A 24,066-nucleotide genomic window follows, 5' to 3' on the forward strand; every position below is an offset into this window, starting at 1 on the left:
AAGTTAGATTTTAGAATTTTAGTACATGAATCATACAAATTTAAGTGATTTGTTTCAATAAGTAAACGAAAAATACTGAATATTTACTTATTTTATTCATTAAAAAAGCTAAACCAAAATACGATTATGATTTAAAAAAACAAACTTATATCTCTTTTTTATTAAGATAAGATGCAAAATACAGCATAAATCATGTACATTTAAAATATTGTCATTTGTTTATATTTTAAACGCAACCTTAACCAAAATGTACCATTCTTGACTTAAAACTGTAAAAATATACTGCTTTAGCATGAAAGATTGACCTATTACAACATAAATAAGTTATGGTATTTTAAAGTAATTTAATTTAAAAATTGAGAAATAAGGAGCGGCTTTTTCAGTGACTAAACAATACTTAAAACATCGTTGTCTGATTGCGCCACCTGACTTGGCTGATCATTTTTTTTCGAATACAGTCATTTATCTGGCTAGACATGATGAAGATGGCGCACAAGGCTTGATCATTAACCGTCCAACAGGTTTACAAATTAAAGAGTTACTTAGTGATTTAGAAATTGAAGCAGATCATGTTCATCCACATGAAGTTTTACAAGGTGGACCTTTACGACCTGAAGCAGGCTTTGTTTTACATACAGGTCAGCCGACGTGGCATTCTTCTATTGCGGTAGGTGAAAATATTTGTATTACCACAAGTAAAGATATTTTGGATGCAATTGCACATAATGAAGGCGTTGGACGTTATCAAATTGCCTTGGGCTACGCCAGTTGGGAGAAAAATCAATTAGAGAATGAAATCTCTCGTGGTGATTGGCTCATTTGTGATTCAGATATGGATTTGATTTTTAATTTACCCTATGACGAGCGTTGGGATGCCGCATACCGTAAAATAGGAATCGATCGTACTTGGTTATCTTCTGAGATTGGACATGCCTGATTTATCCCAACCACAACTAATTCTTGCTTTTGATTTTGGTACTCAAAAAATGGGGATGGCTGTAGGCTCCTCATTGATTGAGAGTGCTACCCCACTCAGTTTATTTGCAATGAAAGATGGTATTCCCAATTGGGATGAGCTTTTAAAGATTGTGAAACAACATCAACCCAATTTATTTTTAGTGGGTTTGCCTTTAAATATGGATGATTCTGAATCAGAATTATCTGCACGTGCACGTAAGTTTGCGCGTCGCTTGCGTCATCAAACCAATATCGAAACCCTCATGGTCGATGAACGTTTGACCACACGTGAAGCACGAGATGAATTAGAACATTATCAAACCCAAGGTCGTGCAAAAAAACTGGCTGCTGATAGTGTTGCTGCGGCTTTATTTATTGAAAGTTGGTATCGTCATCCTGAAGGTCTTACGCCTTAATTTTTCAGTATTTTTATTTATTTTACCGATTTATCAAATGAAAATTTTATAAGCTGATTGAGTCTTTTTATCTTCATTTTATTAAATTTTAAGATTTTTCATAAAAAAATTGGGCGATTAATTTAATCGCCCAATGTATTTGAATCATCAATAATTCAAATTATTTTTTAGCAGCTTCGATTGACTTCAATACTTCAGCTTTAGCAACTTCAGAACCTTCCCAACCTGTCAATTTAACCCATTTACCAGGCTCTAAATCTTTGTAGTGTTGGAAGAAATGTTCAATTTGGTTGATCAACAATGGTGGAAGATCTGTATATTCTTGAACATCTTTATAAAGCGGTGTTAATTTTTCATGCGGAACTGCAACCAGTTTAGCATCGATACCACCGTCATCTTCCATGTTCAATTTACCAACTGGGCGGCAACGAATGACAGAACCATGTACTAAAGGATGTGGTGTTACAACCAATACATCTAATGGGTCACCATCTTCAGACAATGTGTTTGGCACATAGCCATAGTTTGCAGGGTAGAACATTGCAGTACCCATAAAACGGTCTACGAACAACGCATCAGAATCTTTATCTACTTCGTATTTGATTGGAGATGCATTTGCAGGAATTTCAATAATTACATAGATGTCGTTAGGTGCATCTTTGCCTGCTGGGATATTGCTATAGCTCATAGGATACTCTTTTTAGTGAAAACCAATAAAAAATCTGGTCGATTATAACGCTAATTTAGCGAACAGGGAGCCATTATACAATTTGCAGCATAAAATTGGATATGCTGCTCATTGTAAATTTTATTAGAGCATTCGAATAATCGTGATCAACAAAATAATTGGGCATGCCATTGATAAAAACCAGATAATTGAACGTAATGTTGCTAAATTGAGTAAATAGCAAATCGCATAGATAATTCTTAATACTATATAAGCACTACCCATCATCATCGTAAAATACTGCGGTACAACCATATATTCTGCCATCAAAATCGCAGCAATAAATAAAGGTAAGCTTTCAAAACTATTTTGCTGTGCAGCATTTGCACGTGCAGCCAAGCCTGTTGTTTTTGCTAAAAATTCACGTGGAGCTTGGTTATCTCTCATGCTAAAACCACCCGCAACTTTGGCAATAATGGTAAATACATAAGGCAATAAACAGGCAATTAAAATTAGATATATGATGCCATCTATCCCAGACATGAATTTATTCTCATGAAATTTCTAAGTTAGACATCATAGCACGGCAATGTTGTTATAATTTTCAAGAAATATAGAGTTTTGCAAAAATTGTGTAATGGAGAAAACATGAAACCTTCAGATCAACAAGATCTATTAAATGTATTAGAGCAACAGAAGCAACAACTCCAACATATTGATCGTGTTTTAAAAATTGTATTACCGATTGCCGCATTTTTACTCTGTGTTATTTGTGCAAATTTTAATTGGCAATCGACTTTAGGTACATTTATTATTTTGCTCATCGCATTTTATGCGGTCGGCATTGCTCGAATGAATCTGTATCTCTGGCTATTTATCGTTGCTATTTATTGTTTAATTGATATTTATTTTACATATGCAGGTTTACCGCCTTCTGCAATTGGTCGACAAATGGGTACGATGCTTACCTTTACCGCTATTGTGGGTTATAGCCGTCCCTATATTGACCAATGGTATTTAAAAAGTCAGGGAAAAAGTTAAAACAGACTTTTTCTAAATAAAAAAGCGCCGTTTTGGCGCTTTTTTATTCAAATTTAGATTATTTACGCAAATCTTTACGTAAGATTTTACCTACGTTTGATTTTGGTAATTCATCCATAAACTCAACATAACGAGGACGCTTATAACCTGTTAAGTTTTCTTTTGCATATGCTAAAACTTCTTCAGTGGTTAAAGATGGATCTTTTTTCACTACAAAAAGCTTAGGTACTTCACCTGATTTTTCATCAGCAACACCAATTGCAGCAACTTCCAATACTTTTGGATGCTGTGCAATCACTTCTTCAATTTCAGATGGATAAACGTTAAAGCCTGAAACTAAAATCATATCTTTTTTACGATCTACAATTTTAAAGTAACCACGCTCATTCATGATCCCAATATCACCTGTACGGAAATAACCATCAGCAGTCATCACTTTTGCAGTTTCGTCAGGACGGTTCCAATAACCCTTCATCACCTGTGGACCACGAATCGAAATTTCACCTTGCTCACCTTGAGCCAAATGATTGCCATCATCATCTAAGATTGCAACATCCGTTAATGGCAATGGAATACCAATTGTGCCGCTAAATTCTTTAGTTGCTGGTGGATTTGCAGTTGCAACAGGCGACGTCTCAGATAAACCATAACCTTCAATAATGATGGTATTGGTAATTTTTTTCCATGCTTCTGCTGTAGATGGTAATACTGCCATACCACCACCCATTGCCATTTTAAGTTTGCTATGGTCAAGTTGTTTAAATTCTTCATTATGTACTAAAGCATTAAACAAAGTATTTACAGCAGGGAAGAATGTCGGTTGATATTTGCGTAATTCTTTCATGACCGCAGGCAAATCACGCGGATTAGGAATTAGAATATTGGCTTGACCTTTATACATACCATAAAGAGCACACACCATGAATGCAAAGATATGATAGAGCGGTAAAGCACAGAAAATACGATCGTCTTTAGCACCGTCACCTTTACCAAATTTACTTTGGAAAATAGCATCACTTTGTAATAAGTTCGCTACAAGATTACGATGTGTTAATTCTGCACCTTTAGATACACCCGTTGTTCCACCTGTATATTGTAGAACGGCTGTATCACTTAATGTCATCGTTGGACGCTTATAGTTATTTGCACTCACTTTTGACATAGCCGCATTAAATTTAATGTGACCTGGAATATTCCAAGCAGGAATTTGTTTACGAACAGAACGCAGTACAAAATTAACCAATGTACCTTTGAGTGTTCCTAACATATCACCTACAGACGCGACAATGACATGCTTAACAGGTGTTTTACCAATAATTGCTTGGTAAACAGTCGCAAAATTTTCAATGATCACTAACGCTTCAACACTTGCATCATTGAGTTGATGCTCAAGCTCACGTGCAGTATAAAGTGGGTTAACGTTCACTAAAACCAAGCCAGCTCTGAACACACCTAATGCAACCACAGGATACTGTAGTACGTTTGGCATCATCACAGCAACACGACTGCCTTTTGCCAAACCTAAACTTTGAAGATATGTGGCAAATTTGCGACTAGCAAGTTCTAATTCACTAAAAGATAAGGCTTTATCCATAAAGATAAATGCATCTCGTGAACCAAATTTTTGGAAATTACGCTCAAAAATATCAATAAGCGATGTATTTTCCTGTGGCAATTCTACAGTCTCAGGAATGCCTGTTTTTTGATATTCTGCGTACCAAATCTTTTCCATTGCCATATTCTCCAATTAGTAATCCTTAGTTTTAAGCTGTTTTTTTCAACATTAAGCATAGTTTTTTGGCTTGTTGTGCTTAATATTGCATCCATTTTCACGAACACCTTTCATATATAACGTATTTCGATCAATGGATGCTAGTTTTATCTTTGAATGAACAGTCTATTTGCTTTTTGATATCCACGTGGTAAGAGTTGCCCCTTCGACGCACGCTTGCCGATGTACTTCTGTAAATCTTCACCTTTTATTTTTAATTGCTTCTGCCCCGCAAGCAATTGAATTGTATCATCTAAATTAAAAGTAAGTAGACTTTGAATCTGATCATCAGCTTCAAGTTGTATCAACTTATTTCCTTTACCTTTATTTAATATTGGCAATTCTGACAAATCAATAAGAAGTACACGCCCAGCTGAGCTGAGTATAGCTAAATGCGTATGATTTTCAATCACTATCAACGGCATTGCTTGAGCATTTTCAGCAACATTTAGGAAGGATTTACCTGCTTTAGCATTGGTATCTAATTGTTTTGCTTGTGTTTTAAAACCATAACCATTTGAACTTATAGCAATAATTTCTTTTTCATCTTCCTCAACTAAAATTTGAATAAAACCAACACCATTGGCAGGTGCAAGTTTTGAACTCAAAGGTTCACCAAAACCACGTGCCGAAGGTAAGCTATTAATTGCTAAGGCATAGCTGCGCCCCGTTTCATCTAAAATATAGGCTTTTTGATTAGATTTACCTTGCGCTGAACTTAAGTACTGATCCCCTGCACGGAAATTCAACTTTTCTACATCGATGTCGTGCCCTTTAGCTGAACGAATCCAACCTGCTTCTGACAAAATAACGGTTACAGGTTCTGCTGGCATTAAATCTTGTTCACTAATGGCATGGGCATCTGAGCGTTGTACCACTGGAGAACGGCGATCATCACCAAACTTTTTCGCATCGTCTTTGAGTTCAGAAATGATTAGAGATTTTAAAGATTCTGGATTTGCCAATTGCTCACGAATCACCGCTGCTTTCGCTTCAAGTTCTTCTTGCTCACGACGCATTTCCATTTCTTCAAGTTTTGCCAAATGACGTAACTTGAGTTCTAAAATCGCTTCTGCTTGGATTTCATCAATATTAAAACGTGACATCAACTCAGATTTAGGCTGATCTTCTTCACGAATAATTTGAATCACTTCATCAATATTAAGGAAGGCAATAATCAAACCACCAAGAATGTGTAAACGCTTTTCAATCTTGTTGAGATGATATTGCAGACGGCGTGTGACCGTTTGTTTACGAATTTCAATCCATTCCAATAAAATTTTACGAATAGATTTAACTTGCGGACGAGCATCTGCACCGATCATGTTCATATTGACACGATAGCTTGACTCTAAATCAGTCGTTGCAAATAGATGACTCATCACCGCTTCAGCATCAATTCGATTGGAACGTAATACAATCACTAAACGGGTTGGATTTCTATGATCTGACTCATCACGTAAATCACTGACAAAAGGCAATTTTTTCGCCTGCATTTGGTCTGCAATCTGGGTAATGACTTTTGAACCTGAAACCTGATAAGGCAATTCAGTGATCACAATTTCATTTTTTTCTACCGTATAAATGGCACGCATACGGTAACTACCACGCCCTGTGGTTTGTATTTTCAACAATTCTTCAGGTGGGGTAATAATTTCTGCTTTGGTCGGTAAATCAGGTGCAGGAATGTATTCTGCGACTTTTTCATCGGTTAAATTTGGATTACGAATTAAGGCAATCGTGCCTTTAACCACTTCACGTAAGTTATGCGGTGGAATGTCCGTTGCCATTCCCACTGCAATACCTGTCGTACCATTCAACAAAATATTGGGTACACGTGCAGGTAAAGTGACAGGTTCTTTCATCGAACCATCAAAGTTATCTTGCCAGTCACACGTGCCTTGACCCAATTCAGACAGTAATAAATCACTGTACTGTGAGAGTTTCGCTTCAGTATAACGCATTGCTGCGAATGACTTAGGATCGTCAGGAGAACCCCAATTGCCCTGACCTTCAATAAATGGGTAGCGATAACTGAAGGGTTGTGCCATCAACACCATCGCTTCATAACAAGCATAGTCACCATGTGGATGGTATTTACCCAATACATCGCCGACGGTACGTGCCGATTTTTTCGGCTTACCACTTGGTTTTAAACCCAATTCACTCATCGCATAGACAATACGACGCTGTACGGGTTTTAGACCATCACTGATATGTGGCAATGCACGATCCATAATCACGTACATCGCATAGTTAAGGTAAGCTTGTTCGGTAAATTCTGCTACGGAACGGTTTTCTGTCGCATGATGCGCAAGGCTTGTCATAACAACCTTTAATCCTAAATAAATGCGTTCTAAAAATTTATAACTCTATGTTCTTATGCTAAGTCGCATACTGAGACGACACAAGGGGCAGTCTTGTAACTCTGCGACAATTTGCGTCTTCTTATAATTCCAGCGTTGTAAAATTATCCACTTTTAGGAAAATGAGCAACTGATTATTTTTATAAAATGAAAAAGCTCTTAGCGTTTAAGAGCTTTACAGCTATTCATAATGATAGCGACAAGAAACGACTGTTATTGCACGATCGGTAATTTCATAAACCAATCTATTCTTTTCATCAATTCGTCTACTCCATAATCCAGATAAATCACCAAGTAATGGTTCAGGCTTTCCAATCCCTTCAAATGGCTCACGTAAACATTCTTTAATTAAGCTATTTATTCTTTTCAATGTCTTTTTATCTTGGCTCTGCCAATACACATAATCAGCCCAAGCTGAAGGTGTAAAATTAATCGTCCTGCTCATCCAAAAGCTCTCTTTCAATGGCTTTAGATGCCCGTAATTCCGCAATAGACTGTGCTAAATGCGCTGCATTACTTGGTGAAGACATAAGATGTAATGTTTCCATTAAACTATTGTAATAGTCTTGTCCCATCACAACAGCATGTTGTCCTTCTTTACGGGTAATTACAGCAACATCAGCATCATCAATTACTTTATCTAAAACAGTTTTTAGATTGTTACGTGCATCGGTATATGTAAATACTTGCATTTGAATACCTACCTAAGTTACTGACACAACAATAAATACAGCTTTGCTCAACCATCTAAGTATAGATGAATAAATATAATGTACAATATTCTGTACATAAAATACAGTTAAAGCATCACAACCCCATCTCTTCCAAAGTCTTGCCTTTGGTTTCTTCACCCAAAACCAAAATCACCGCAGCCACACCTAAAAGCACAGCAGTAAACATCATAAAGACAGCGCTAAAACCATTCGTTGCCACCATCATATGCGTGACGACTAAAGGCGCAACAATACCTCCAATGCGTCCAATCGCAGATGCCCATCCTGAACCAAATGCACGAATATTGGTTGGATATTGCTCAGGTGTGTAAGTATATAAAACACCCCAAGCCCCCAAATTAAAGAAAGACATCAAACAACCCCACAGCATAATCATACTGACCGAAGTGGCTTGTCCAAAAAAATAAGCCGACACAGCACACATGCCAATAAAACCTGCTAATGTCGCTTTACGTCCTAACTTTTCCACCAACCAAGCAGCCGCCACATAACCCGGCAGTTGTGCCAAAATCATACCCAACACATATTCAAATGACTGAACGATGCTATAGCCTTGTTTGACCAATAAACTTGGTAGCCATGTAAAAATGCCATAGTAGGAAAATACAATACCAAACCAAATCAGCCACAACATTAGGGTGCGTTTAGCAAAAGGATTTGACCAAAGCTGTGAAAATGAAATATTTTGTTTTTCTGCAACAGGTTTTACTTCAATGGTTTCAATTACTTCAACACCACATTGACGTTCAAGCTTTTGTACTAAAGCATGTGCTTCTTCGATTCGTCCACGATTGATCAAATACGGTACAGATTCAGGGACTTTTTTCAAAATCATAAACACATAAATTGCAGGCAAACCACCGATCAAAAATGCAATATGCCAACCATAATCAGGAATCACAAAATAGGAAATCAGTGCAGCAACGAGCCAACCTAAGCCCCAAAAACTTTCAAGTAAAACAATGAAACGACCACGTACTTGTGCAGGAATGTATTCACTAACCAAAGTCACAGCAACAGGCAATTGCCCACCCAAACCAAGCCCAACGATAAAGCGAAACACCAATAACCATGTCAGATTTGGTGCAAATGCACATAATGCCGTAGCAATACTATAGGTCACTAAAGTAATGGCAAATACGGTCCGACGCCCGATCCGATCTGCTAAACCACCTGAAAATACAGCACCAATCGCCATACCAACGAAACCAATCGACACCACCCAGCCTTTTTCAGACGGTGTCATTTGCCACTCTTCTGCCATTTTGGTCAGGATAAACGAGATTAGTCCTGTATCCATAGCATCGAACATCCAACCGAGTCCGATGACCCACAGCAAGGTATAGTGAAATTTTCCAATCGGTAGGCGTTGTACGCGTGAAACTAAATCCATAAGAGTGCTCTACATGAATGATCTGTGTCGGTGAACGTTGGAGATACTGCTTTCACAACAGGATTTATAATTGTATTCATTGGAAATCTTTTATTCATTGACCATTTTAGAACAATATTTATTTTGAAAAAAGGAATTCCTTGTCCCTTTACGGTGAGGAGTATGCTCCGCAAAAGGTTGAGGAAAATCATTCAAAAAACCTCTCCCTTGCTCTCTCCTTTAAAAAGAGAGGGAACTTCCAAAACAAATCAAACATTGTCTGGAAATCACAACCCAAAAACATCTAATTCAAAAACTTATTTAAAAAAATTAAAGCTTTTAAACAGTTTCATCTTTGGAAGACGCAGACTGTTCATCATCATCTTTATAGATAAATTTCGGCATTTCCAAACCAAAATAAATCGCAATACAGCGTAGTGAAAAACCAAAAACCAAAGTCGAAATCACAGTCACTTCCAATGACAAACCGACATCCATACAGAACCAATAAAAGATCACTGCAACAAAAGAAATCGAGGCATAGAGTTCGCGGCGGAACACTAACGGTACGTCATTACACAAAATATCACGCAAAATACCGCCCGAAACGCCTGTCAACACGCCTGCAACCGCAGACACCACAAAGCCATGTCCCATATCTAAAGCGATTTGACAGCCAATAATGGTAAAGCCAATCAGTCCCAAAGCATCCAATAAAAGGAAAATGGAATGTAAATGTTTCATCCATTTGGCGATCAGAATCGTGACAAAGGCTGCACAACAGGTCAGCACCAAATATTCAGGATGCTTGACCCATGTCAATGGATAGTGTCCTAACAGTACATCACGTACTGAACCCCCACCCAAAGCGGTTACGCAGGCGATCAGCACCACACCAAACCAGTCCATACTACGTCGACCTGCCGACAGTGCACCTGTCATAGCTTCAGCCGTGATTGCAATAATATAGATGACTAACAGCAACATTGCCCTTCTTCCACTGAGGGTTATCGATGCGCGCTATTCTAAGGTAAATTGCATGAAAAGTTATAAAAATTCAGCGCAACATTGCTTAAATTTTTTAGCTGAACCACAAATACATGGCTGTTTCATGGTGATCTGCTGATCTGTGGTTGGATCAAGGAAATACCAAGCACCATCATGTTTTACAAAATGTGAAACTTCATGGTGAATTTGCTCTTTGTGAGCTTGATCATTGGCATCTGCATAATGTGCTTTAAACTCAACTTGGGCATGGTTTTTAGCCAGTTTTTCTTTGGCTTGCACCACGTCCAATTTTAACCACAGATTAGCTTTGCTCCACTCTGCAATAGCGTTGACATCTAAAGCTTGTTGTTGCCCCAATGCAGTCGTTTTGACGATGTAATCAATCTCTTGCATTGCAAATGCACTATAGCGTGAACGCATGAGTTGTTCTGCACTTTCGGCTTTTTTCTGTCCTAGATGTAAAGGCTGACAGCATTCGCTATAGCATGGTGAACCGCAAGGGCAAGGGAGGTTGGGCATAGAAAATCCAAAATAATTTTCGATGATTTTATCAAAACCTAATACTTTTTTAGATGATTTATCAAAGTCTTCATATAAATTATTACGCCCTACTTGGCAGGAATAACAGCCACCATTAGAAATGTATTTATGTGATGTATCTTGTTATTATTTTTAGGTACTTAAGCATCGATCCGCGATTCAATCAATAATAACGACTTAAGCACCTGATGATTGTCATTTTCGAGTCAATGCTGTTAAGACATTTTAAAAATCACATCAATTTTTCTGAAATAAATACACCTGAAAACTTGCAGTTAGACTGATCTTTTCAAGCTGCTCAAGCGCTTGGCGTTTTTCAGACTTGGCTTTATAGGCATAAGGCGTCATTGCAATTAAATTTTTCAATTGTGTCTGATCCAACTCAAATGTAGATTCTACAATCGGTTGCTCAACCAAAGTGAAATGTGCTTGTAACTGTTCCACAAACTTATGCGGATCATGGGCATTTACTTCATCAAACAACGCTTCACGCATTGCATATAAATGATTTGGTGCAGGTGTCACCACCATTAAATAGCCTTCAGGTTTTAATACACGCAAAATTTCTTCTTGTGGAATTGGGCTAAACAAACTGGTACATAGGTCGATTGAATGATCTAATACAGGCAAAGTTGCGCCAGTACCGACGACCCAATCCACTTCTTTATTGAGTTTAGCTGCAACTTGAACTGCATTTTTGGCAATGTCCACACCCACACATTGCATGACTTCCTGTTGCATCGCATCGGTGTAATAGCCTTCACCACAACCGATATCGAGTAAGTTTTCAATACGTAAAGCACGGATCTTATTTACGACACTTTGTTGTAGTGGTGCATAAAAACCACCACTTAAAAATGCACGACGGGCTTGAACAGACTCAGGTGTATCGCCCGGATTTTTGCTGTGTTTATGCTGAACCACATGCAAATTGACATAGCCTTGTTTAGCAACATCATAGCTATGATTATTTATACAGCGCCATGTGCGTTCAGTTAAGCTGAGTGCTTCACGGCACACGGGACACATCAACACATTCCTGATTTGTTTCAAAACCTTCTCCAAACTCATTTTAAAGCTATAAAAAAAGTCGGCAGATGCCGACTCTCTTCAACAACTTTTGCTTAACGCAATTTTAAAGTCATTAGACCTAAAACTACCAGCATAATTGTAATAATCCAGAAACGGATCACGACTTGGGTTTCACGCCAGCCTTTTTTCTCATAATGGTGATGCAAAGGTGCCATTAAAAACACACGTTTATTACGCATACGTAATGAACCAATTTGTAGGAATACCGAAATTGCTTCTACGACAAATACACCGCCCATGATCGCAAATACGATTTCTTGGCGAACCATGACTGCAATTGTACCAAGCATCGCACCGAGTGATAATGCGCCAACATCACCCATAAACACCTGTGCAGGATGTGCGTTATACCAAAGGAAAGCCAAACCCGCACCAATCATTGCCGCACAGATAATCACAAGTTCTGAGGTATATTTTACATAAGGAATATGTAAATAATTGGCAAAACGAATATCACCTGCCAAGTAAGCAAACACACCCAAACCTGCCGCAACCAGTACGATCGGCATGATCGCTAACCCATCTAAACCATCGGTTAGGTTGACTGCATTTGATCCACCATTAATCACTAAATAAGTGAAAATAATGAAGCCAATACCTAGTGGAATTGATGATAAAGGAATGCTGAGGTTTTTAAAGAATGGAATCAGTAAATCCAACATATTCGCTGCATGTACAGGATTTTCCTGTTGCGTTGAAATGATATATAAAGCAATACCTGCACCTAATGAACCTACCGATGTCCAGAAAAACTTTTTCTTTGCAGGTAGACCAGCATTGTCTTTATAACGCACTTTGATCCAGTCATCTGCCCAACCCACAGCACCAAAAATCACCATGACTGCCAAGACAATCCAGACATAAGGATTGGATAAATCTGCCCAAAGTAAAGTACTAATCCCAATGGACAATAGGATTAAAATCCCCCCCATTGTAGGTGTACCCATTTTCTTCGCATGATTTTCTGGTGCAAAAGAACTGACTGCTTGACCATATTTTAAAGCTTGTAGTTTACGGATCATCACAGGACCTAAAGCCCAACCAATTGCAAGTGCAGTTAAGACACTAAGCAAGGCACGTAATGACAAATACCGAACCACTTGAAAGGCATTCTCATAGCCTGCCAAATGTTGAAACAACCAAAACAGCATTAAACTTTCTCCATCAAGTCAGTCATCAACGTTTCCATGTGGGTAAAACGAGAACCTTTAAACAGGAAACTCATGGACTGCGGTTGATGTGTCTCAATTAAACTCATTAAAAGGGGTAATGCTTGCGCTTGCGTTAAAAACGCCTGCAATTTTTTACCATATTGCGTGCTACGTGCACCCTCTTGGATTGCAGGTGAAAACTCACCCACTGCAACCACAAAGTTAATTCCTTTAACCGAAACAAGGTCACGACCCAACATATAATGTTGTTGTGCAGCCGTAGCCCCTAATTCTCCAATATCTCCAATCACCATGACTTTGATGCCATCTTGCTGTGCCAAGACCTCAGCCGCAGCACGCATTGAAGTCGGGTTAGCATTATAAGTGTCATCAATAAACAAGTAATTGTCTTTCTGAATGAAATTTAGCCGACCTTTTGCACCTTGTGCTTGCTCAAGTCCGATAACAATATCATCCAAAGCTACACCAATTGCCAAAGCAAAAGCAGTCGCAGCCTCGGCATTGTGTACATTATGCTCACCTGCAAACGGCAGATTCACTGTTCGTGTGCCTTGAGGTGTGTTGAGTGTAAATGTGGCTGCTTGAGCATGTAATTGCACATCAGTTGCAAAAACTTCACCGCCCTGACCAAAGCTAAGCACCTGTTCAGTTTTTACAGCTTGGCGAATGTGATCGCTAAAGTCATCCTGCGCAGGAACAATTGAAGTGCCTGCTAAATCTATATGGGCATAAATTTCAGACTTGGCACGGCAAATACCATCACGACCGCCAAACTCGCCCAAATGTGCAGTACCAATATTTAAAATACCTGCAACATGTGGTTGCACAAGCTTCGAGGTATAATCAATTTCACCTTGATGGCTTGCACCGAGTTCCATCACAGCATACTGATGCTCAGCACGAAGCTCTAAAAGCATCATCGGCACACCCAGATCATTATTCAAATTACCACGGGTAATTAAGGTCGGTGCCAGACGTGAAAGAATACTGCCCAACATTTCTTTGGTGGTGGTTTTACCACTACTGCCCGTTAATGCAATCACTTTCAACTGTGTGTGCTGAGCACGACGAAATGCACCTAAATGCCCCAAAGCCAAGCGTGTATCTGTAACCACAAGCTGACAAATATTGGCTTCGACAGGTTGGCTGACAATGGCAACCTGACAACCATTTTGTGCTACTTGTGCCACAAAGTTGTGTGCATCAAAACGCTCACCTTTAAGCGCAAGAAATGCATCACCTGATTCGGCATCACGCGAATCTGTCAAAATACGTTTTATTTCACCTTGGGGTGCTTTGTCTAAATACCAATAACCTTGAGTCGCTTCAGCAAGCTCAGCTGCTGACCATGGCTCTAAAGGTACAGTACTGGTGGTCGAGGTGTGCATCTCTATTCCTACTGAACTGGAGAATTTGTTTTATGGCGGTGCATATCTACTGCAGACTGCACTTCAATGACATCATCAAACCAATGACGTACGCCATCAATTTCCTGATAATCTTCATGCCCTTTTCCTGCAATCACAACAATGTCGCCTGATTGGGCATGTTTTACCGCATATTTAATCGCTTCACGACGATCACGGATTTCATGAACATCATGCTGACTAAAGTCAACATCACGTTTCATATCTGCAAAAATTTGTTCAGGATCTTCAGTACGCGGATTATCTGATGTGATGATGATCGGATTGGCTTGTTCCAAAGCAGCTTTGGTCATCAATGGACGCTTGCCACGATCACGATCGCCGCCACAACCAAACACTGCCCATAACTGATTTTCAACATGACGTTTCAGTGTCTTTAACACCTGTGTCAGCGCATCAGGTGTATGTGCATAATCCACCACAAACAAACGATCTGCATCACGAATTACCTGCATACGTCCAGGCGCACCTTTGAGCTTGGGTACATCTGCAATCAACTGTTTCAGATCAAAACCTGCCTGCTCTGCCACAATCAGACTAGCAACCAGATTTTCAATATTAAAATGTCCAAGCAAAGGACTATGCACTGTAAATTCGCCTTTGCTTGTCTTTAAATGAAAAGATGCCCCTTCCAGACTGTACTTAATACCAAAAACCTGATAATCGGCAGCTTTAGAAGTAGAATAAGTCAATACTTTAGGATGTGATAAATTACTGCTTGCTGCATTGAGCATCACATCTGCATGCGCATCATCCATATTGATGACAGCCACTTTTAAAGTAGCGAACTTAAACAATAATGACTTGGCTTCAGCATAAGCCTCAAGCGTTCCATGATAATCAAGATGATCACGACTCAAATTGCTATATGCAGCAATTTCAATCTCACAACCATTTAAACGCCCTTGCTCCAAACCATGTGAACTGGCTTCCAAAGACACAAATTCTGCACCATTTTTTGCAAATTGATGCAACGAATTTTGCATTTGCAATGCATCGAGTGTGGTGTGTGAAGATGCCTCAAGATTCGGTAAAATGCCGTTGCCTGTCGTTCCCATCACGGCACACTTTTTGCCTTGCAACATCAACAATTCTGCAACCAAACGAGAAATTGTGGTTTTACCATTGGTTCCAGTCACAGCTAAAATATGCGCTGCTTGTACAGGCTGCGTTGCTTGTAAATACTGTTTTTGCCACTGCCCCATACGCTGACGTACATCAGGACAAATCCATGCATTTTCAATACCCAGATCAGTCTCACTGATCACCGCCAAAGCACCATTTTGTAAAGCAGACTGTGCAAATTGGAGCGTTTTTTCAGGCTGAGAATAACTGGTTAAAGCAATGAAAATTTGCCCTTGCTGAATCTCACGGCTGTCTAGACTAAATCCATGAAAAGGCTCAGACATCCAAGCTTTTGGGTTTTCAACATCATTAATGTCTTGGAAATGAATCATCATTCACCTATTTGGATGGATTTACAGAATCTAAAGGTTTATCAAGAGGCACGTTCAATAAACGCAAAGACTCTTGCATAATTTTTGCAAAAACAGGGGCTGCAACAAGACCACCATAATATTGCCCACGTGGGTTTTCTACGACGACAATAATTGCTAAACGTGGGTCGCTAATTGGTGCAACCCCTGCAAATAAAGCACGGTATTCCGTATTTGAATAACCACGATGATCAGGACGTAATTTATGTGCTGTTCCTGTTTTACCGCCAACACGATAACCTGGAATATTGGCTTGTTTTGCTGTACCACCAGGCATGGTGACTTGCTCTAACATTAACAACACATCATCAGCGATTTTTGGCTCAAGCACCTGTTTACCTTGAGGTTGATCATCCAACTTATATAAACTCAATGGATATTCAACACCATGATTTGCCAACATGGCATAACCTTGTGCCAACTGTAAAATTGTTGCATTTAGACCATAGCCATAAGCCATAGTTCCAATTTGTGAAGAGTTTAATTTACTTGGCGGTAATACTAAACCACCACTTTCACCAGGGAATTTTACTGCTGAGCGCTGACCAAAACCGACCTTTCTAAAGAAACTTGGTAATGCTTCTTTCGGTAAAGATAATGCAATTTTTGCTGACCCTACGTTAGATGACTTAATAATCACCCCTGTTACTGTCAGTGAACCATAGTTATGCGTATCACGAATGGTATGTGAACCTAAACGCATTGAACCCGGACTGGTATTAACAATAGAATTTGGTGTGTATTTGCCACTTTCCAAACCTGCTGCAACTGTAAATGGCTTCATGGTTGAACCTGGTTCAAACATATCAATTGCACCACGGTTACGCATAGCATCTTTGTTTTTTAATCCATTTTTATCATTTGGATTATAAGATGGCCAACTGCCCATCGCTAAGATTTCACCTGTTTTTACATCGACTGCTATTGCAGAAGCTGAACGTGCATTATTGGCTACACCAACGGCTGTCAATTCACGATACATAATATATTGTAAACGCGAGTCAATACTCAGCGTGATATTTTCACCTGGGTTAACTTCTTTGACCACTTCAGGAATCGTAATACGATTACCATGTTTATCACGGGAAATCTTTTGTTCACCATCTTCACCTGCCAGACGCGTATTAAGCTGCATTTCTAGCCCCTCAATACCCGTACCTTCACTATTGGTCAGTCCAATAATCTGCGCATTCGGTTGAGGTTGTGGATAATAACGCTTATAGGTTTTTTCCGAATAAACGCCAGCAAATTTACGCTCAGTAATTAAGTCAGCTTGAGGTGGTGGAACTTCTTTTTTTAATACCAAATAACGAGAACGCGGACGCTCTGCCAATTTTTTCTTTAAATCAGCACGATCAATGCCGACTGCATCAGCAAGTTCATCTAAATTTAAATTTTCATCAGGTAATTGACGTTTTAATTTACGGCTTTCAGGTGTTTTTTTCAGTTCTTCTGTGACTTTTTCAAACTGCGCTTTAGTCTCAAAATACTCACGTGGATCAATCACCACTTTCATAATTGGTGTACTAATTGCTAAAGGCACACCATGACGATCACTGATCACGCCACGCATCGCCTTCAACTTTTCTGTTCTTAAAATATTGGCATTCGCTTTATTTTGTAAAAAGTCTTTATTAATGACTTGCACATAAAAAGCTCGACCAACCAACATAATAAAACACAGTAAGACCACAGCCCACATCAAATAATAACGCCACATGTCTACAGCAACAGAAGGCTTAGCTGAAATAGACTGCTGTTTTTTTCTCGGCTGACGTGTTTGCTTGCTTTGCTTATCTACCATAACAGCTTGCCTATTTCTTCTGCTCAGTTTCGGACGGTAATGAAATCACGACGGTTTGCGCAGCAGGAGGAGAATACATTCTAAGTTGAGTCACTGCACGTGTACCAATTTGTGCTGTTGCACCAAAGGTTTGTTGTTCAATCAACAAACGTCCCCACTCTGTATTAATCGTTTCCCTTTCACGCATATAACCATTCAATTCACGAAAATCATGACGATAAGCAAATACTTGCAGTACAACCATAAATGCACTCACTAATACAGCAATCACTAAAATTGTGTATAGAATCGTTTTTTTAACTGCAAGTCGATGGCTTTGCTCTTCTACAATTTCTTCTTTCATTCTGCGCCTTTATGTTCTAAGCGTTCTGCAACTCGAAGCCAAGCACTACGTGAACGAGGATTTTCTTTCACCTCTGCATCACTTGCACGAATTCGGTCAACCTTTTTCAATCTACGTGTATCTTGCACTTTTTGTGGTAAACCCCAGCCATTATCTTCTGCTAATGTTGATTCTTTTTGAATAAATTGCTTAATAATTCGATCTTCTAAAGAATGAAAACTAATCACGGCTAAACGTGCATGATCTTTTAACAAATCTACCGCTTGGGGTAAGAATAAATGTACATCTTCTAATTCTTTATTGATTTCAATACGAATCGCCTGAAAAGTACGTGTTGCAGCGTGTTTATTTTTTTCCCACTTTGGATGAGCAACTTTTACAATTTCAGCCAATTGTCCTGTTGTTTCAATATAACCTGCATTTTTAATTGCTCTTGCAATACGACGACTATAACGTTCTTCGCCATACTGAAAAATAATATTGGCTAAATGCTCTTCCTCAACGTCAACCAACCATTCAGCAGCAGTTTGTCCTTGAGAGTTATCCATACGCATATCTAGGGGTCCATCTTTCATAAAACTAAAGCCACGATCTGCTTGATCTAACTGTGGCGATGACACCCCTAAATCTGCCATAACACCATCCACTTGATAAATATCAAGTTGATTCAGTTCTTGTTGTAAATCTGCAAAGCTGGCATGAATAATTTTAAAACGTGGATCTTCTTTTTCAAGTTGATATGCAACTTCTAAAGCTTGTGGGTCTTTATCAAAGGCATAAACACGTGCATTTTCATCTAATTTTGAGAGCAATAAACGGGTGTGTCCACCTCGTCCAAATGTCCCATCTACATAGATCCCCGTATTACGATTTGCGAGTAAAGCATCAACTGTTTCATGGAGTAATACAGAAATATGGGACATAACTATGCTTTCAATTCAATCAAAAAAGTAACTGCACATTATTACCTTGTTTTGTAAAAGCTCCAAACGACTTTTTGTAGGGAAATATTACTTTTTATAGAGAAAACCGTTTTAAAGTGATTTTTTAGCTAGGCTTCACTGTATTTCAGCTTAATGATACAATTTAACACGCTGATTACCCTTCTATGCCTATCTGTTTTTCACTATTTCTTCTACTCAATTTATCAAATAAAAAACCTCCACGTATGGAGGTTTAAAACGCCTAAAAATTAACGTTTTGCATTATAAATCTGATCAAACACACCACCATTTACAAAATGTGTCTGTTGTGCTTTTGCCCATCCACCAAAGACTTCATCAATGGTAAATGTTTTTAATGCAGGAAATTGTTTTGCGTATTTTGCTAAAACTTTTTCATTACGTGGGCGATAAAAATGTTTTGCCGCCATTTCCTGACCAATTGGCGAATATAAATAGTTGATATAACCTGTTGCTAACCATTTATTTCCATTTTTTGCGACTGTTTTATCCACAATTGCAACTGATGGCTCAGTTAAAATTGACATAGATGGATACACAATATCAAACTTATCACCCAAGGTTTTTTTACTGATCATGGCTTCATTTTCCCAAGTCAGTAATACATCACCTATGCCACGCTCAGCAAAAGTTGTCATAGATGCACGTGCCGCAGGATCCATCACCTTTACGTTATGGTACATTTTAGAAACAAAATCACGAGCAGTCGTATCATTACCAGCTGGTTGTTTTAAAGCATATCCCCATGCAGATAAATAAATCCAACGTGGTAAGCCACCTGTTTTTGGATTTGGAGTAATGATTTGCACACCTGATTTTGTTAAGTCAGTCCAATCTTTAATATTTTTAGGGTTGCCTTTACGCACCATAAAAACGATCGTTGAAGTATAAGGTGCTGAGTTATAAGGAAACTCTTTTTCCCAACCCGCATTAATCTGACCTGATTTTACAATTTCATTAATATCATTTGCTAAGGCTAAAGTGACAACATCACCATTGAGACCATCGACAACTGCACGTGCTTGCTTACCTGAACCACCATGCGACTGTTTAAAATCAACAGTTTTACCTGTTCTTTTAAGCCAATATGCACCAAAAGACTTATTAAATTCATCGTAAAATTCACGTGTTGCATCATAAGATACATTTAAAAATTGACGATCGGCTGCTTGGGTTGCATTTGAAGTAACAGCAACACCTGTTGCAAGTAATGCAACTTGCAGCCATGTCTTAATTTGAGCTTTCATGACGTTTCAGCATTAAAATCTTGAATTATGATAAATATATGAAATCAAGAGATAAACCGCAATTTAATAATTTAAAAAGCAAATTCACTTTATAGATTACTAAAGTGTTAATTGTTTGTTTTATTTATAAAAATCCAATTAAAATTATTATATATCCACATTATAGGTTTTTCAGCTTTACTTATACAAAAACAGAATATAGAAATATTCTGTTTTGCCAGTCTCGATTTAAAGTTTTTATTTACTTTTCAGATGAAATTTGATCGTAAATCGCACCATTCACAAAATGAGTTTGCTGCGCTTTCGCCCATCCTCCAAATACATCATTGATTGTAAATAATTTAATTTTTGGAAATTTCGCTGCATATTTTGCAGCAACTTGAGCATTACGAGGACGGAAATGATATTTCGCCGCCAATTCTTGCCCTTGTGGTGAATACAAATAGTTTAAATAACCTTTGGCTAAATTACGATTGCCATCTTTATCAACATTTTTATCAACAATTGCCACAGAAGGTTCTGCCAAAATTGAAATAGATGGATAAATAATTTGATATTTATCCTTATCTGGTCCTGAAGTCGCCAAAATTGCTTCATTCTCCCAAGATAATAAAACATCACCTATGCCACGTTCAGCAAATGTTGTTAGAGAGCCACGTGCACCCGAATCTAAAACTTTGACATTTTTATATAAGTTTTTCACTAATTCTCGTGCTTTTGCATCATTACCACCTGGTTGCTTCAGCGCATAACCCCAAGCTGATAAATAAATCCAACGTGGTGCTCCACCTGTTTTAGGATTTGGTGTAATAATTTCCACACCAGGTTTGGTTAAATCATTCCAGTCTTTAATATTTTTAGGATTACCTTTACGCACTAAAAAAACCACTGTGGATGTATAAGGTGCAGAATTATTTGGAAACTCCTTTTGCCAATCTTTTTCAATTAATCCTGCTTTCACTATTTCATCAATATCATTTGCTAAAGCCAAAGTCACTACATCAGCTTGTAAGCCATCAATCACAGAACGTGCTTGTTTACCAGAGCCACCATGTGATTGTTTAAATTCAATATCCTGCCCTGTTTTAGACTTCCAAAACTGCCCAAAACTTTTATTATATTCTTGATAAAATTCACGTGTAGGATCATAAGAAACATTTAAGAAATCTTTTGTAGCATATACACTGACACTATTTAGCCCAACAAAACTCAACAAACTTACAAGTATAATTTTTTTCATTTCAATTCACATTTTAAATTTAATTTTTAGCACTTTATTATTTATTTTTTCACCTTACAATCATAAACTTATATCAATAAATAAGATTTATATCTATTATTTAGATATCATTTATACAGACTTATTTATACAAAATAGAACTTTGAAAAGTTGCAGCTAAAATGTATATTCCTTCACAATAAATACACATTTGTTTGCTAATAATAGTGCGCTCTTACAATTGAACAGCAAATTTTGATTCAAACTGCCCAATAATGTCATTTTTGTAATAATATGTGACGCTATTGTACATATTGTGACTATTTATGGTTAAAATAGCAGCGTGATAGAAAAATCTTAATGAAGAATAATGTCCTTGGTGGGGGGATATGACAATGAAACAACATAGCTTAAAATTATTTGCTTTAGGTCTTACTTTAGGCTTAAGCGTACAAGTCACTCAAGCAGCTGCGATTTCAACAAATCCAACACCTGTTAATTCATCTTCAGTGATTAGTGAAAAACAATCTCCAATTGAAAAAGCATTAAGTCAGCAAAAACGTGACAATAAATTAATCTCGACCCAAGACGAGCTTAAAGTTTTTGCATCATTAAAAGGAACAGCTTCGCAAAACTTTTTAGCAGAGCAACATCAACGCTTTTCACGTTTTGTACAAGCAATTTTCCAGCCACATAACTCTTAATTTAAATATATTTTAGTGTTCTAAGTTATTCTCCCCCAAAGAATGAATATGCCCGATTGTTTATTGGTGAATTAACCCTTAAGCGATTGGGCTTTTTCGTTATAATAGCCCTAATTTACATTCTGAATAATAGTTGATTATGACCATCCGTACTCGTATTGCACCTTCTCCAACAGGCTTCCCTCATGTAGGAACAGCATATATCGCCTTGTTTAACCTTTGTTTTGCAAAGCAACATGGCGGTGAATTTATTCTACGTATTGAAGATACTGACCAGCTACGTTCAACACCTGAATCAGAAAAAATGATTTTGGATTCTTTACGTTGGTTAGGTCTTAACTGGTCAGAAGGTCCAGATATTGGTGGACCACATGCACCTTATCGCCAATCTGAACGCATGGGAATCTATAAGCAATATGCACTTGATTTAGTTGAAAAAGGTCATGCTTTTTACTGTTTTGCAACGACTGAAGAACTAGACCAAATGCGTGCAGAACAACAAGCACGTGGTGAAATGCCTCGTTACGATGGTCGTGGCTTATTATTATCAGAAGAAGAAGTTCAGCGTCGTTTAGCGGCAGGTGAAGCACACGTTATTCGTATGAAAATTCCAACTGAAGGAATTTGCAAATTTAGTGACTTACTACGTGGTGAAGTAGAAATTCCATGGGCACAAGTGGATATGCAAATTCTACTTAAAACAGATGGCTTACCAACTTACCATCTTGCGAACGTAGTTGATGACCACTTAATGGAAATCACACATGTTATTCGTGGTGAAGAATGGATTCCATCCGCACCAAAACATCAATTACTTTACCAATATTTTGGTTGGGAAATGCCAGTACTGTGCCATATGCCTTTATTGCGTAATCCAGATAAATCTAAACTTTCTAAACGTAAAAATCCAACCTCTATCAACTACTATAAAAATATTGGTGTATTACCAGAAGCCTTGCTGAATTATTTAGGACGTATGGGCTGGTCAATGCCAGATGAGCGTGAAAAATTTACTTTAGCTGAAATGATTGAGCATTTTGATATTCAACGTGTGTCGCTTGGTGGTCCAATTTTTGATGTTGAAAAACTCAATTGGTTGAATGGTCAATGGATCAAAGGCTTAAGTCCTGCTGAGCTTTTAGATACCTTATTGGCATGGAAATCTGACCGTCAAACTTTAGAAGATATTGCTGCTGCAATTCAGCCTCGTATTAATTTACTTTCTGAAGCAGTCAATTGGGCAGGTTTCTATTTCAACCAATTTCCAACGATTAGCAAAGAACAGTTTGCAAGTAAAAAACTCTCTGAAGAACAAGTTCGTCAAAGCTTACAATTTGCAATTTGGCGTTTAGAAAGTATGTTCACATGGAATAATGACACGGTGAGCCAAACCTTAATGGACTTGGCAAACCAAATGGAAATTAAACTACGTGACTTTATGCCAACATTCTTTATTGCCATTGCAGGTTCAACTTCATCAACCCCAGTAATGCAATCTATGGTAACTATAGGTCCTGATCTTACCTTTGCTCGTTTACGCCATGCTTTAGAAATTGTTGGTGGTCCGAGCAAAAAAGAAGCAAAAGTGTGGGAAAAACTCAATGAAAGCTTAAAATTGCCGAAAAATGATGCAGTTGATGAAGCATAAGTTATTTTTTAGTTGACGCATGGGCATTATATCCCTAATATAGCGCCCATACAGAGAGACGGTTGAAAAACTTATCCTGT

Annotated in this window: 23 protein-coding genes; 5 read left to right on the forward strand and 18 right to left on the reverse strand. The window is 38.1% G+C overall.

The genetic code is table 11. The annotated features are described in order from the left end of the window. The first annotated feature begins 382 nt into the window (after positions 1 to 382). Together HX005_RS01750 and ruvX are read left to right on the forward strand one after the other, a co-directional pair. Entirely contained in the window at positions 383 to 937 is a 555-nt protein-coding gene (locus HX005_RS01750) for a YqgE/AlgH family protein (protein ID WP_107007153.1), read from the forward strand. After that, positions 930 to 1,373, forward strand: a complete 444-nt coding sequence (gene ruvX, locus HX005_RS01755) for a Holliday junction resolvase RuvX (RefSeq protein WP_107007154.1) — start codon at positions 930 to 932, stop codon at positions 1,371 to 1,373. The genes HX005_RS01750 and ruvX overlap by 8 nt, the downstream gene beginning before the upstream one ends. Positions 1,374 to 1,533: 160 nt before the next feature. Here the strand turns inward: ruvX and ppa are convergent, their stop codons facing one another. Continuing rightward, positions 1,534 to 2,061, reverse strand: coding sequence for an inorganic diphosphatase (ppa, locus tag HX005_RS01760; protein WP_065993797.1), 528 nt, complete (start codon positions 2,059 to 2,061; stop codon positions 1,534 to 1,536). A 123-nt stretch (positions 2,062 to 2,184) separates the two neighbouring features. After that, positions 2,185 to 2,583 (reverse strand): MAPEG family protein, encoded by a 399-nt coding sequence (locus HX005_RS01765; RefSeq protein WP_286376086.1) that lies wholly within the window; start codon positions 2,581 to 2,583, stop codon positions 2,185 to 2,187. Between the two features lie 105 nt (positions 2,584 to 2,688). On the opposite strand from HX005_RS01765, the gene HX005_RS01770 reads away from it, so the two are divergent. Next, complete coding sequence (locus HX005_RS01770) at positions 2,689 to 3,081, forward strand: hypothetical protein (protein ID WP_286376087.1); 393 nt, start codon at positions 2,689 to 2,691, stop codon at positions 3,079 to 3,081. Positions 3,082 to 3,139: 58 nt separating this feature from the next. Here HX005_RS01770 and HX005_RS01775 read toward each other — a convergent pair whose 3' ends face one another. From HX005_RS01775 to HX005_RS01850, 16 genes are all read right to left on the reverse strand, one after another. Next, entirely contained in the window at positions 3,140 to 4,813 is a 1,674-nt protein-coding gene (locus tag HX005_RS01775; protein ID WP_286376088.1) for an AMP-binding protein, read from the reverse strand. A gap of 146 nt (positions 4,814 to 4,959) precedes the next feature. Next, on the reverse strand, positions 4,960 to 7,179 hold the full coding sequence (gene parC, locus HX005_RS01780; RefSeq protein WP_286376089.1) for a DNA topoisomerase IV subunit A: 2,220 nt from the start codon (positions 7,177 to 7,179) through the stop codon (positions 4,960 to 4,962). A gap of 220 nt (positions 7,180 to 7,399) precedes the next feature. Then, positions 7,400 to 7,663, reverse strand: a complete 264-nt coding sequence (locus tag HX005_RS01785) for a Txe/YoeB family addiction module toxin (RefSeq protein ID WP_286376090.1) — start codon at positions 7,661 to 7,663, stop codon at positions 7,400 to 7,402. Further along, the gene (locus HX005_RS01790) at positions 7,647 to 7,910 is read right to left on the reverse strand and encodes a type II toxin-antitoxin system Phd/YefM family antitoxin (RefSeq protein WP_286376091.1); all 264 of its coding nucleotides are present in this window, start codon (positions 7,908 to 7,910) and stop codon (positions 7,647 to 7,649) included. The genes HX005_RS01785 and HX005_RS01790 overlap by 17 nt, the downstream gene beginning before the upstream one ends. Positions 7,911 to 8,025: 115 nt before the next feature. Continuing rightward, positions 8,026 to 9,345, reverse strand: coding sequence for a niacin transporter NiaP (gene niaP / locus HX005_RS01795; protein WP_286376092.1), 1,320 nt, complete (start codon positions 9,343 to 9,345; stop codon positions 8,026 to 8,028). Between the two features lie 318 nt (positions 9,346 to 9,663). Then, positions 9,664 to 10,311 carry a trimeric intracellular cation channel family protein gene (locus HX005_RS01800; protein ID WP_107007161.1) on the reverse strand — a complete coding sequence of 216 codons (648 nt, stop codon included), beginning with the start codon at positions 10,309 to 10,311 and terminating at the stop codon, positions 9,664 to 9,666. A gap of 60 nt (positions 10,312 to 10,371) precedes the next feature. After that, positions 10,372 to 10,851: a YchJ family protein gene (locus tag HX005_RS01805; protein WP_286376093.1), complete on the reverse strand. Its 480-nt coding sequence runs from the start codon at positions 10,849 to 10,851 to the stop codon at positions 10,372 to 10,374. 258 nt (positions 10,852 to 11,109) lie between these two features. After that, positions 11,110 to 11,943, reverse strand: a complete 834-nt coding sequence (locus HX005_RS01810) for a putative RNA methyltransferase (RefSeq protein WP_286376094.1) — start codon at positions 11,941 to 11,943, stop codon at positions 11,110 to 11,112. 53 nt (positions 11,944 to 11,996) lie between these two features. After that, entirely contained in the window at positions 11,997 to 13,115 is a 1,119-nt protein-coding gene (gene mraY, locus HX005_RS01815; protein WP_107007164.1) for a phospho-N-acetylmuramoyl-pentapeptide-transferase, read from the reverse strand. Further along, on the reverse strand, positions 13,115 to 14,524 hold the full coding sequence (locus HX005_RS01820; RefSeq protein ID WP_107007165.1) for a UDP-N-acetylmuramoyl-tripeptide--D-alanyl-D-alanine ligase: 1,410 nt from the start codon (positions 14,522 to 14,524) through the stop codon (positions 13,115 to 13,117). The genes mraY and HX005_RS01820 overlap by 1 nt, the downstream gene beginning before the upstream one ends. 8 nt (positions 14,525 to 14,532) lie before the next feature. Next, complete coding sequence (locus HX005_RS01825; protein WP_286376095.1) at positions 14,533 to 16,023, reverse strand: UDP-N-acetylmuramoyl-L-alanyl-D-glutamate--2,6-diaminopimelate ligase; 1,491 nt, start codon at positions 16,021 to 16,023, stop codon at positions 14,533 to 14,535. Between the two features lie 4 nt (positions 16,024 to 16,027). Continuing rightward, complete coding sequence (gene ftsI / locus HX005_RS01830) at positions 16,028 to 17,863, reverse strand: penicillin-binding protein PBP3 (protein WP_107007167.1); 1,836 nt, start codon at positions 17,861 to 17,863, stop codon at positions 16,028 to 16,030. A gap of 10 nt (positions 17,864 to 17,873) precedes the next feature. Beyond that, entirely contained in the window at positions 17,874 to 18,206 is a 333-nt protein-coding gene (gene ftsL, locus HX005_RS01835) for a cell division protein FtsL (protein ID WP_286376096.1), read from the reverse strand. After that, complete coding sequence (gene rsmH / locus HX005_RS01840; RefSeq protein WP_107007169.1) at positions 18,203 to 19,129, reverse strand: 16S rRNA (cytosine(1402)-N(4))-methyltransferase RsmH; 927 nt, start codon at positions 19,127 to 19,129, stop codon at positions 18,203 to 18,205. The genes ftsL and rsmH overlap by 4 nt, the downstream gene beginning before the upstream one ends. A 269-nt stretch (positions 19,130 to 19,398) precedes the next feature. After that, complete coding sequence (locus HX005_RS01845; RefSeq protein ID WP_107007170.1) at positions 19,399 to 20,415, reverse strand: sulfate ABC transporter substrate-binding protein; 1,017 nt, start codon at positions 20,413 to 20,415, stop codon at positions 19,399 to 19,401. 241 nt (positions 20,416 to 20,656) lie between these two features. Continuing rightward, positions 20,657 to 21,655, reverse strand: a complete 999-nt coding sequence (locus HX005_RS01850; RefSeq protein ID WP_107007171.1) for a sulfate ABC transporter substrate-binding protein — start codon at positions 21,653 to 21,655, stop codon at positions 20,657 to 20,659. Between the two features lie 374 nt (positions 21,656 to 22,029). Between HX005_RS01850 and HX005_RS01855 the strand changes: the two genes are divergently transcribed. Then, positions 22,030 to 22,338 carry a hypothetical protein gene (locus HX005_RS01855; RefSeq protein WP_107007274.1) on the forward strand — a complete coding sequence of 103 codons (309 nt, stop codon included), beginning with the start codon at positions 22,030 to 22,032 and terminating at the stop codon, positions 22,336 to 22,338. Between the two features lie 139 nt (positions 22,339 to 22,477). Further along, the gene (gene gltX, locus HX005_RS01860) at positions 22,478 to 23,986 is read left to right on the forward strand and encodes a glutamate--tRNA ligase (protein WP_107007172.1); all 1,509 of its coding nucleotides are present in this window, start codon (positions 22,478 to 22,480) and stop codon (positions 23,984 to 23,986) included. Positions 23,987 to 24,066: the final 80 nt, after the last annotated feature.

The sequence above is a fragment of the Acinetobacter sp. R933-2 genome, assembly GCF_030325485.1.
Taxonomy (GTDB): Bacteria; Pseudomonadota; Gammaproteobacteria; order Pseudomonadales; family Moraxellaceae; genus Acinetobacter; species Acinetobacter sichuanensis.

Excerpts from the sequence above, each read along its gene's own strand:
- ruvX (WP_107007154.1), top strand. The coding sequence starts at position 930 with ATGCCTGATTTATCCCAACCACAACTAATTCTTGCTTTTGATTTTGGT.
- ppa (WP_065993797.1), bottom strand. The coding sequence starts at position 2,061 with ATGAGCTATAGCAATATCCCAGCAGGCAAAGATGCACCTAACGACATC.
- HX005_RS01765 (WP_286376086.1), bottom strand. The coding sequence starts at position 2,583 with ATGTCTGGGATAGATGGCATCATATATCTAATTTTAATTGCCTGTTTA.
- HX005_RS01770 (WP_286376087.1), top strand. The coding sequence starts at position 2,689 with ATGAAACCTTCAGATCAACAAGATCTATTAAATGTATTAGAGCAACAG.
- HX005_RS01775 (WP_286376088.1), bottom strand. The coding sequence starts at position 4,813 with ATGGAAAAGATTTGGTACGCAGAATATCAAAAAACAGGCATTCCTGAG.
- parC (WP_286376089.1), bottom strand. The coding sequence starts at position 7,179 with ATGACAAGCCTTGCGCATCATGCGACAGAAAACCGTTCCGTAGCAGAA.
- HX005_RS01785 (WP_286376090.1), bottom strand. The coding sequence starts at position 7,663 with ATGAGCAGGACGATTAATTTTACACCTTCAGCTTGGGCTGATTATGTG.
- HX005_RS01790 (WP_286376091.1), bottom strand. The coding sequence starts at position 7,910 with ATGCAAGTATTTACATATACCGATGCACGTAACAATCTAAAAACTGTT.
- niaP (WP_286376092.1), bottom strand. The coding sequence starts at position 9,345 with ATGGATTTAGTTTCACGCGTACAACGCCTACCGATTGGAAAATTTCAC.
- HX005_RS01800 (WP_107007161.1), bottom strand. The coding sequence starts at position 10,311 with ATGTTGCTGTTAGTCATCTATATTATTGCAATCACGGCTGAAGCTATG.
- HX005_RS01805 (WP_286376093.1), bottom strand. The coding sequence starts at position 10,851 with ATGCCCAACCTCCCTTGCCCTTGCGGTTCACCATGCTATAGCGAATGC.
- HX005_RS01810 (WP_286376094.1), bottom strand. The coding sequence starts at position 11,943 with ATGAGTTTGGAGAAGGTTTTGAAACAAATCAGGAATGTGTTGATGTGT.
- mraY (WP_107007164.1), bottom strand. The coding sequence starts at position 13,115 with ATGCTGTTTTGGTTGTTTCAACATTTGGCAGGCTATGAGAATGCCTTT.
- HX005_RS01820 (WP_107007165.1), bottom strand. The coding sequence starts at position 14,524 with ATGCACACCTCGACCACCAGTACTGTACCTTTAGAGCCATGGTCAGCA.
- HX005_RS01825 (WP_286376095.1), bottom strand. The coding sequence starts at position 16,023 with ATGATGATTCATTTCCAAGACATTAATGATGTTGAAAACCCAAAAGCT.
- ftsI (WP_107007167.1), bottom strand. The coding sequence starts at position 17,863 with ATGGTAGATAAGCAAAGCAAGCAAACACGTCAGCCGAGAAAAAAACAG.
- ftsL (WP_286376096.1), bottom strand. The coding sequence starts at position 18,206 with ATGAAAGAAGAAATTGTAGAAGAGCAAAGCCATCGACTTGCAGTTAAA.
- rsmH (WP_107007169.1), bottom strand. The coding sequence starts at position 19,129 with ATGTCCCATATTTCTGTATTACTCCATGAAACAGTTGATGCTTTACTC.
- HX005_RS01845 (WP_107007170.1), bottom strand. The coding sequence starts at position 20,415 with ATGAAAGCTCAAATTAAGACATGGCTGCAAGTTGCATTACTTGCAACA.
- HX005_RS01850 (WP_107007171.1), bottom strand. The coding sequence starts at position 21,655 with ATGAAAAAAATTATACTTGTAAGTTTGTTGAGTTTTGTTGGGCTAAAT.
- HX005_RS01855 (WP_107007274.1), top strand. The coding sequence starts at position 22,030 with ATGAAACAACATAGCTTAAAATTATTTGCTTTAGGTCTTACTTTAGGC.
- gltX (WP_107007172.1), top strand. The coding sequence starts at position 22,478 with ATGACCATCCGTACTCGTATTGCACCTTCTCCAACAGGCTTCCCTCAT.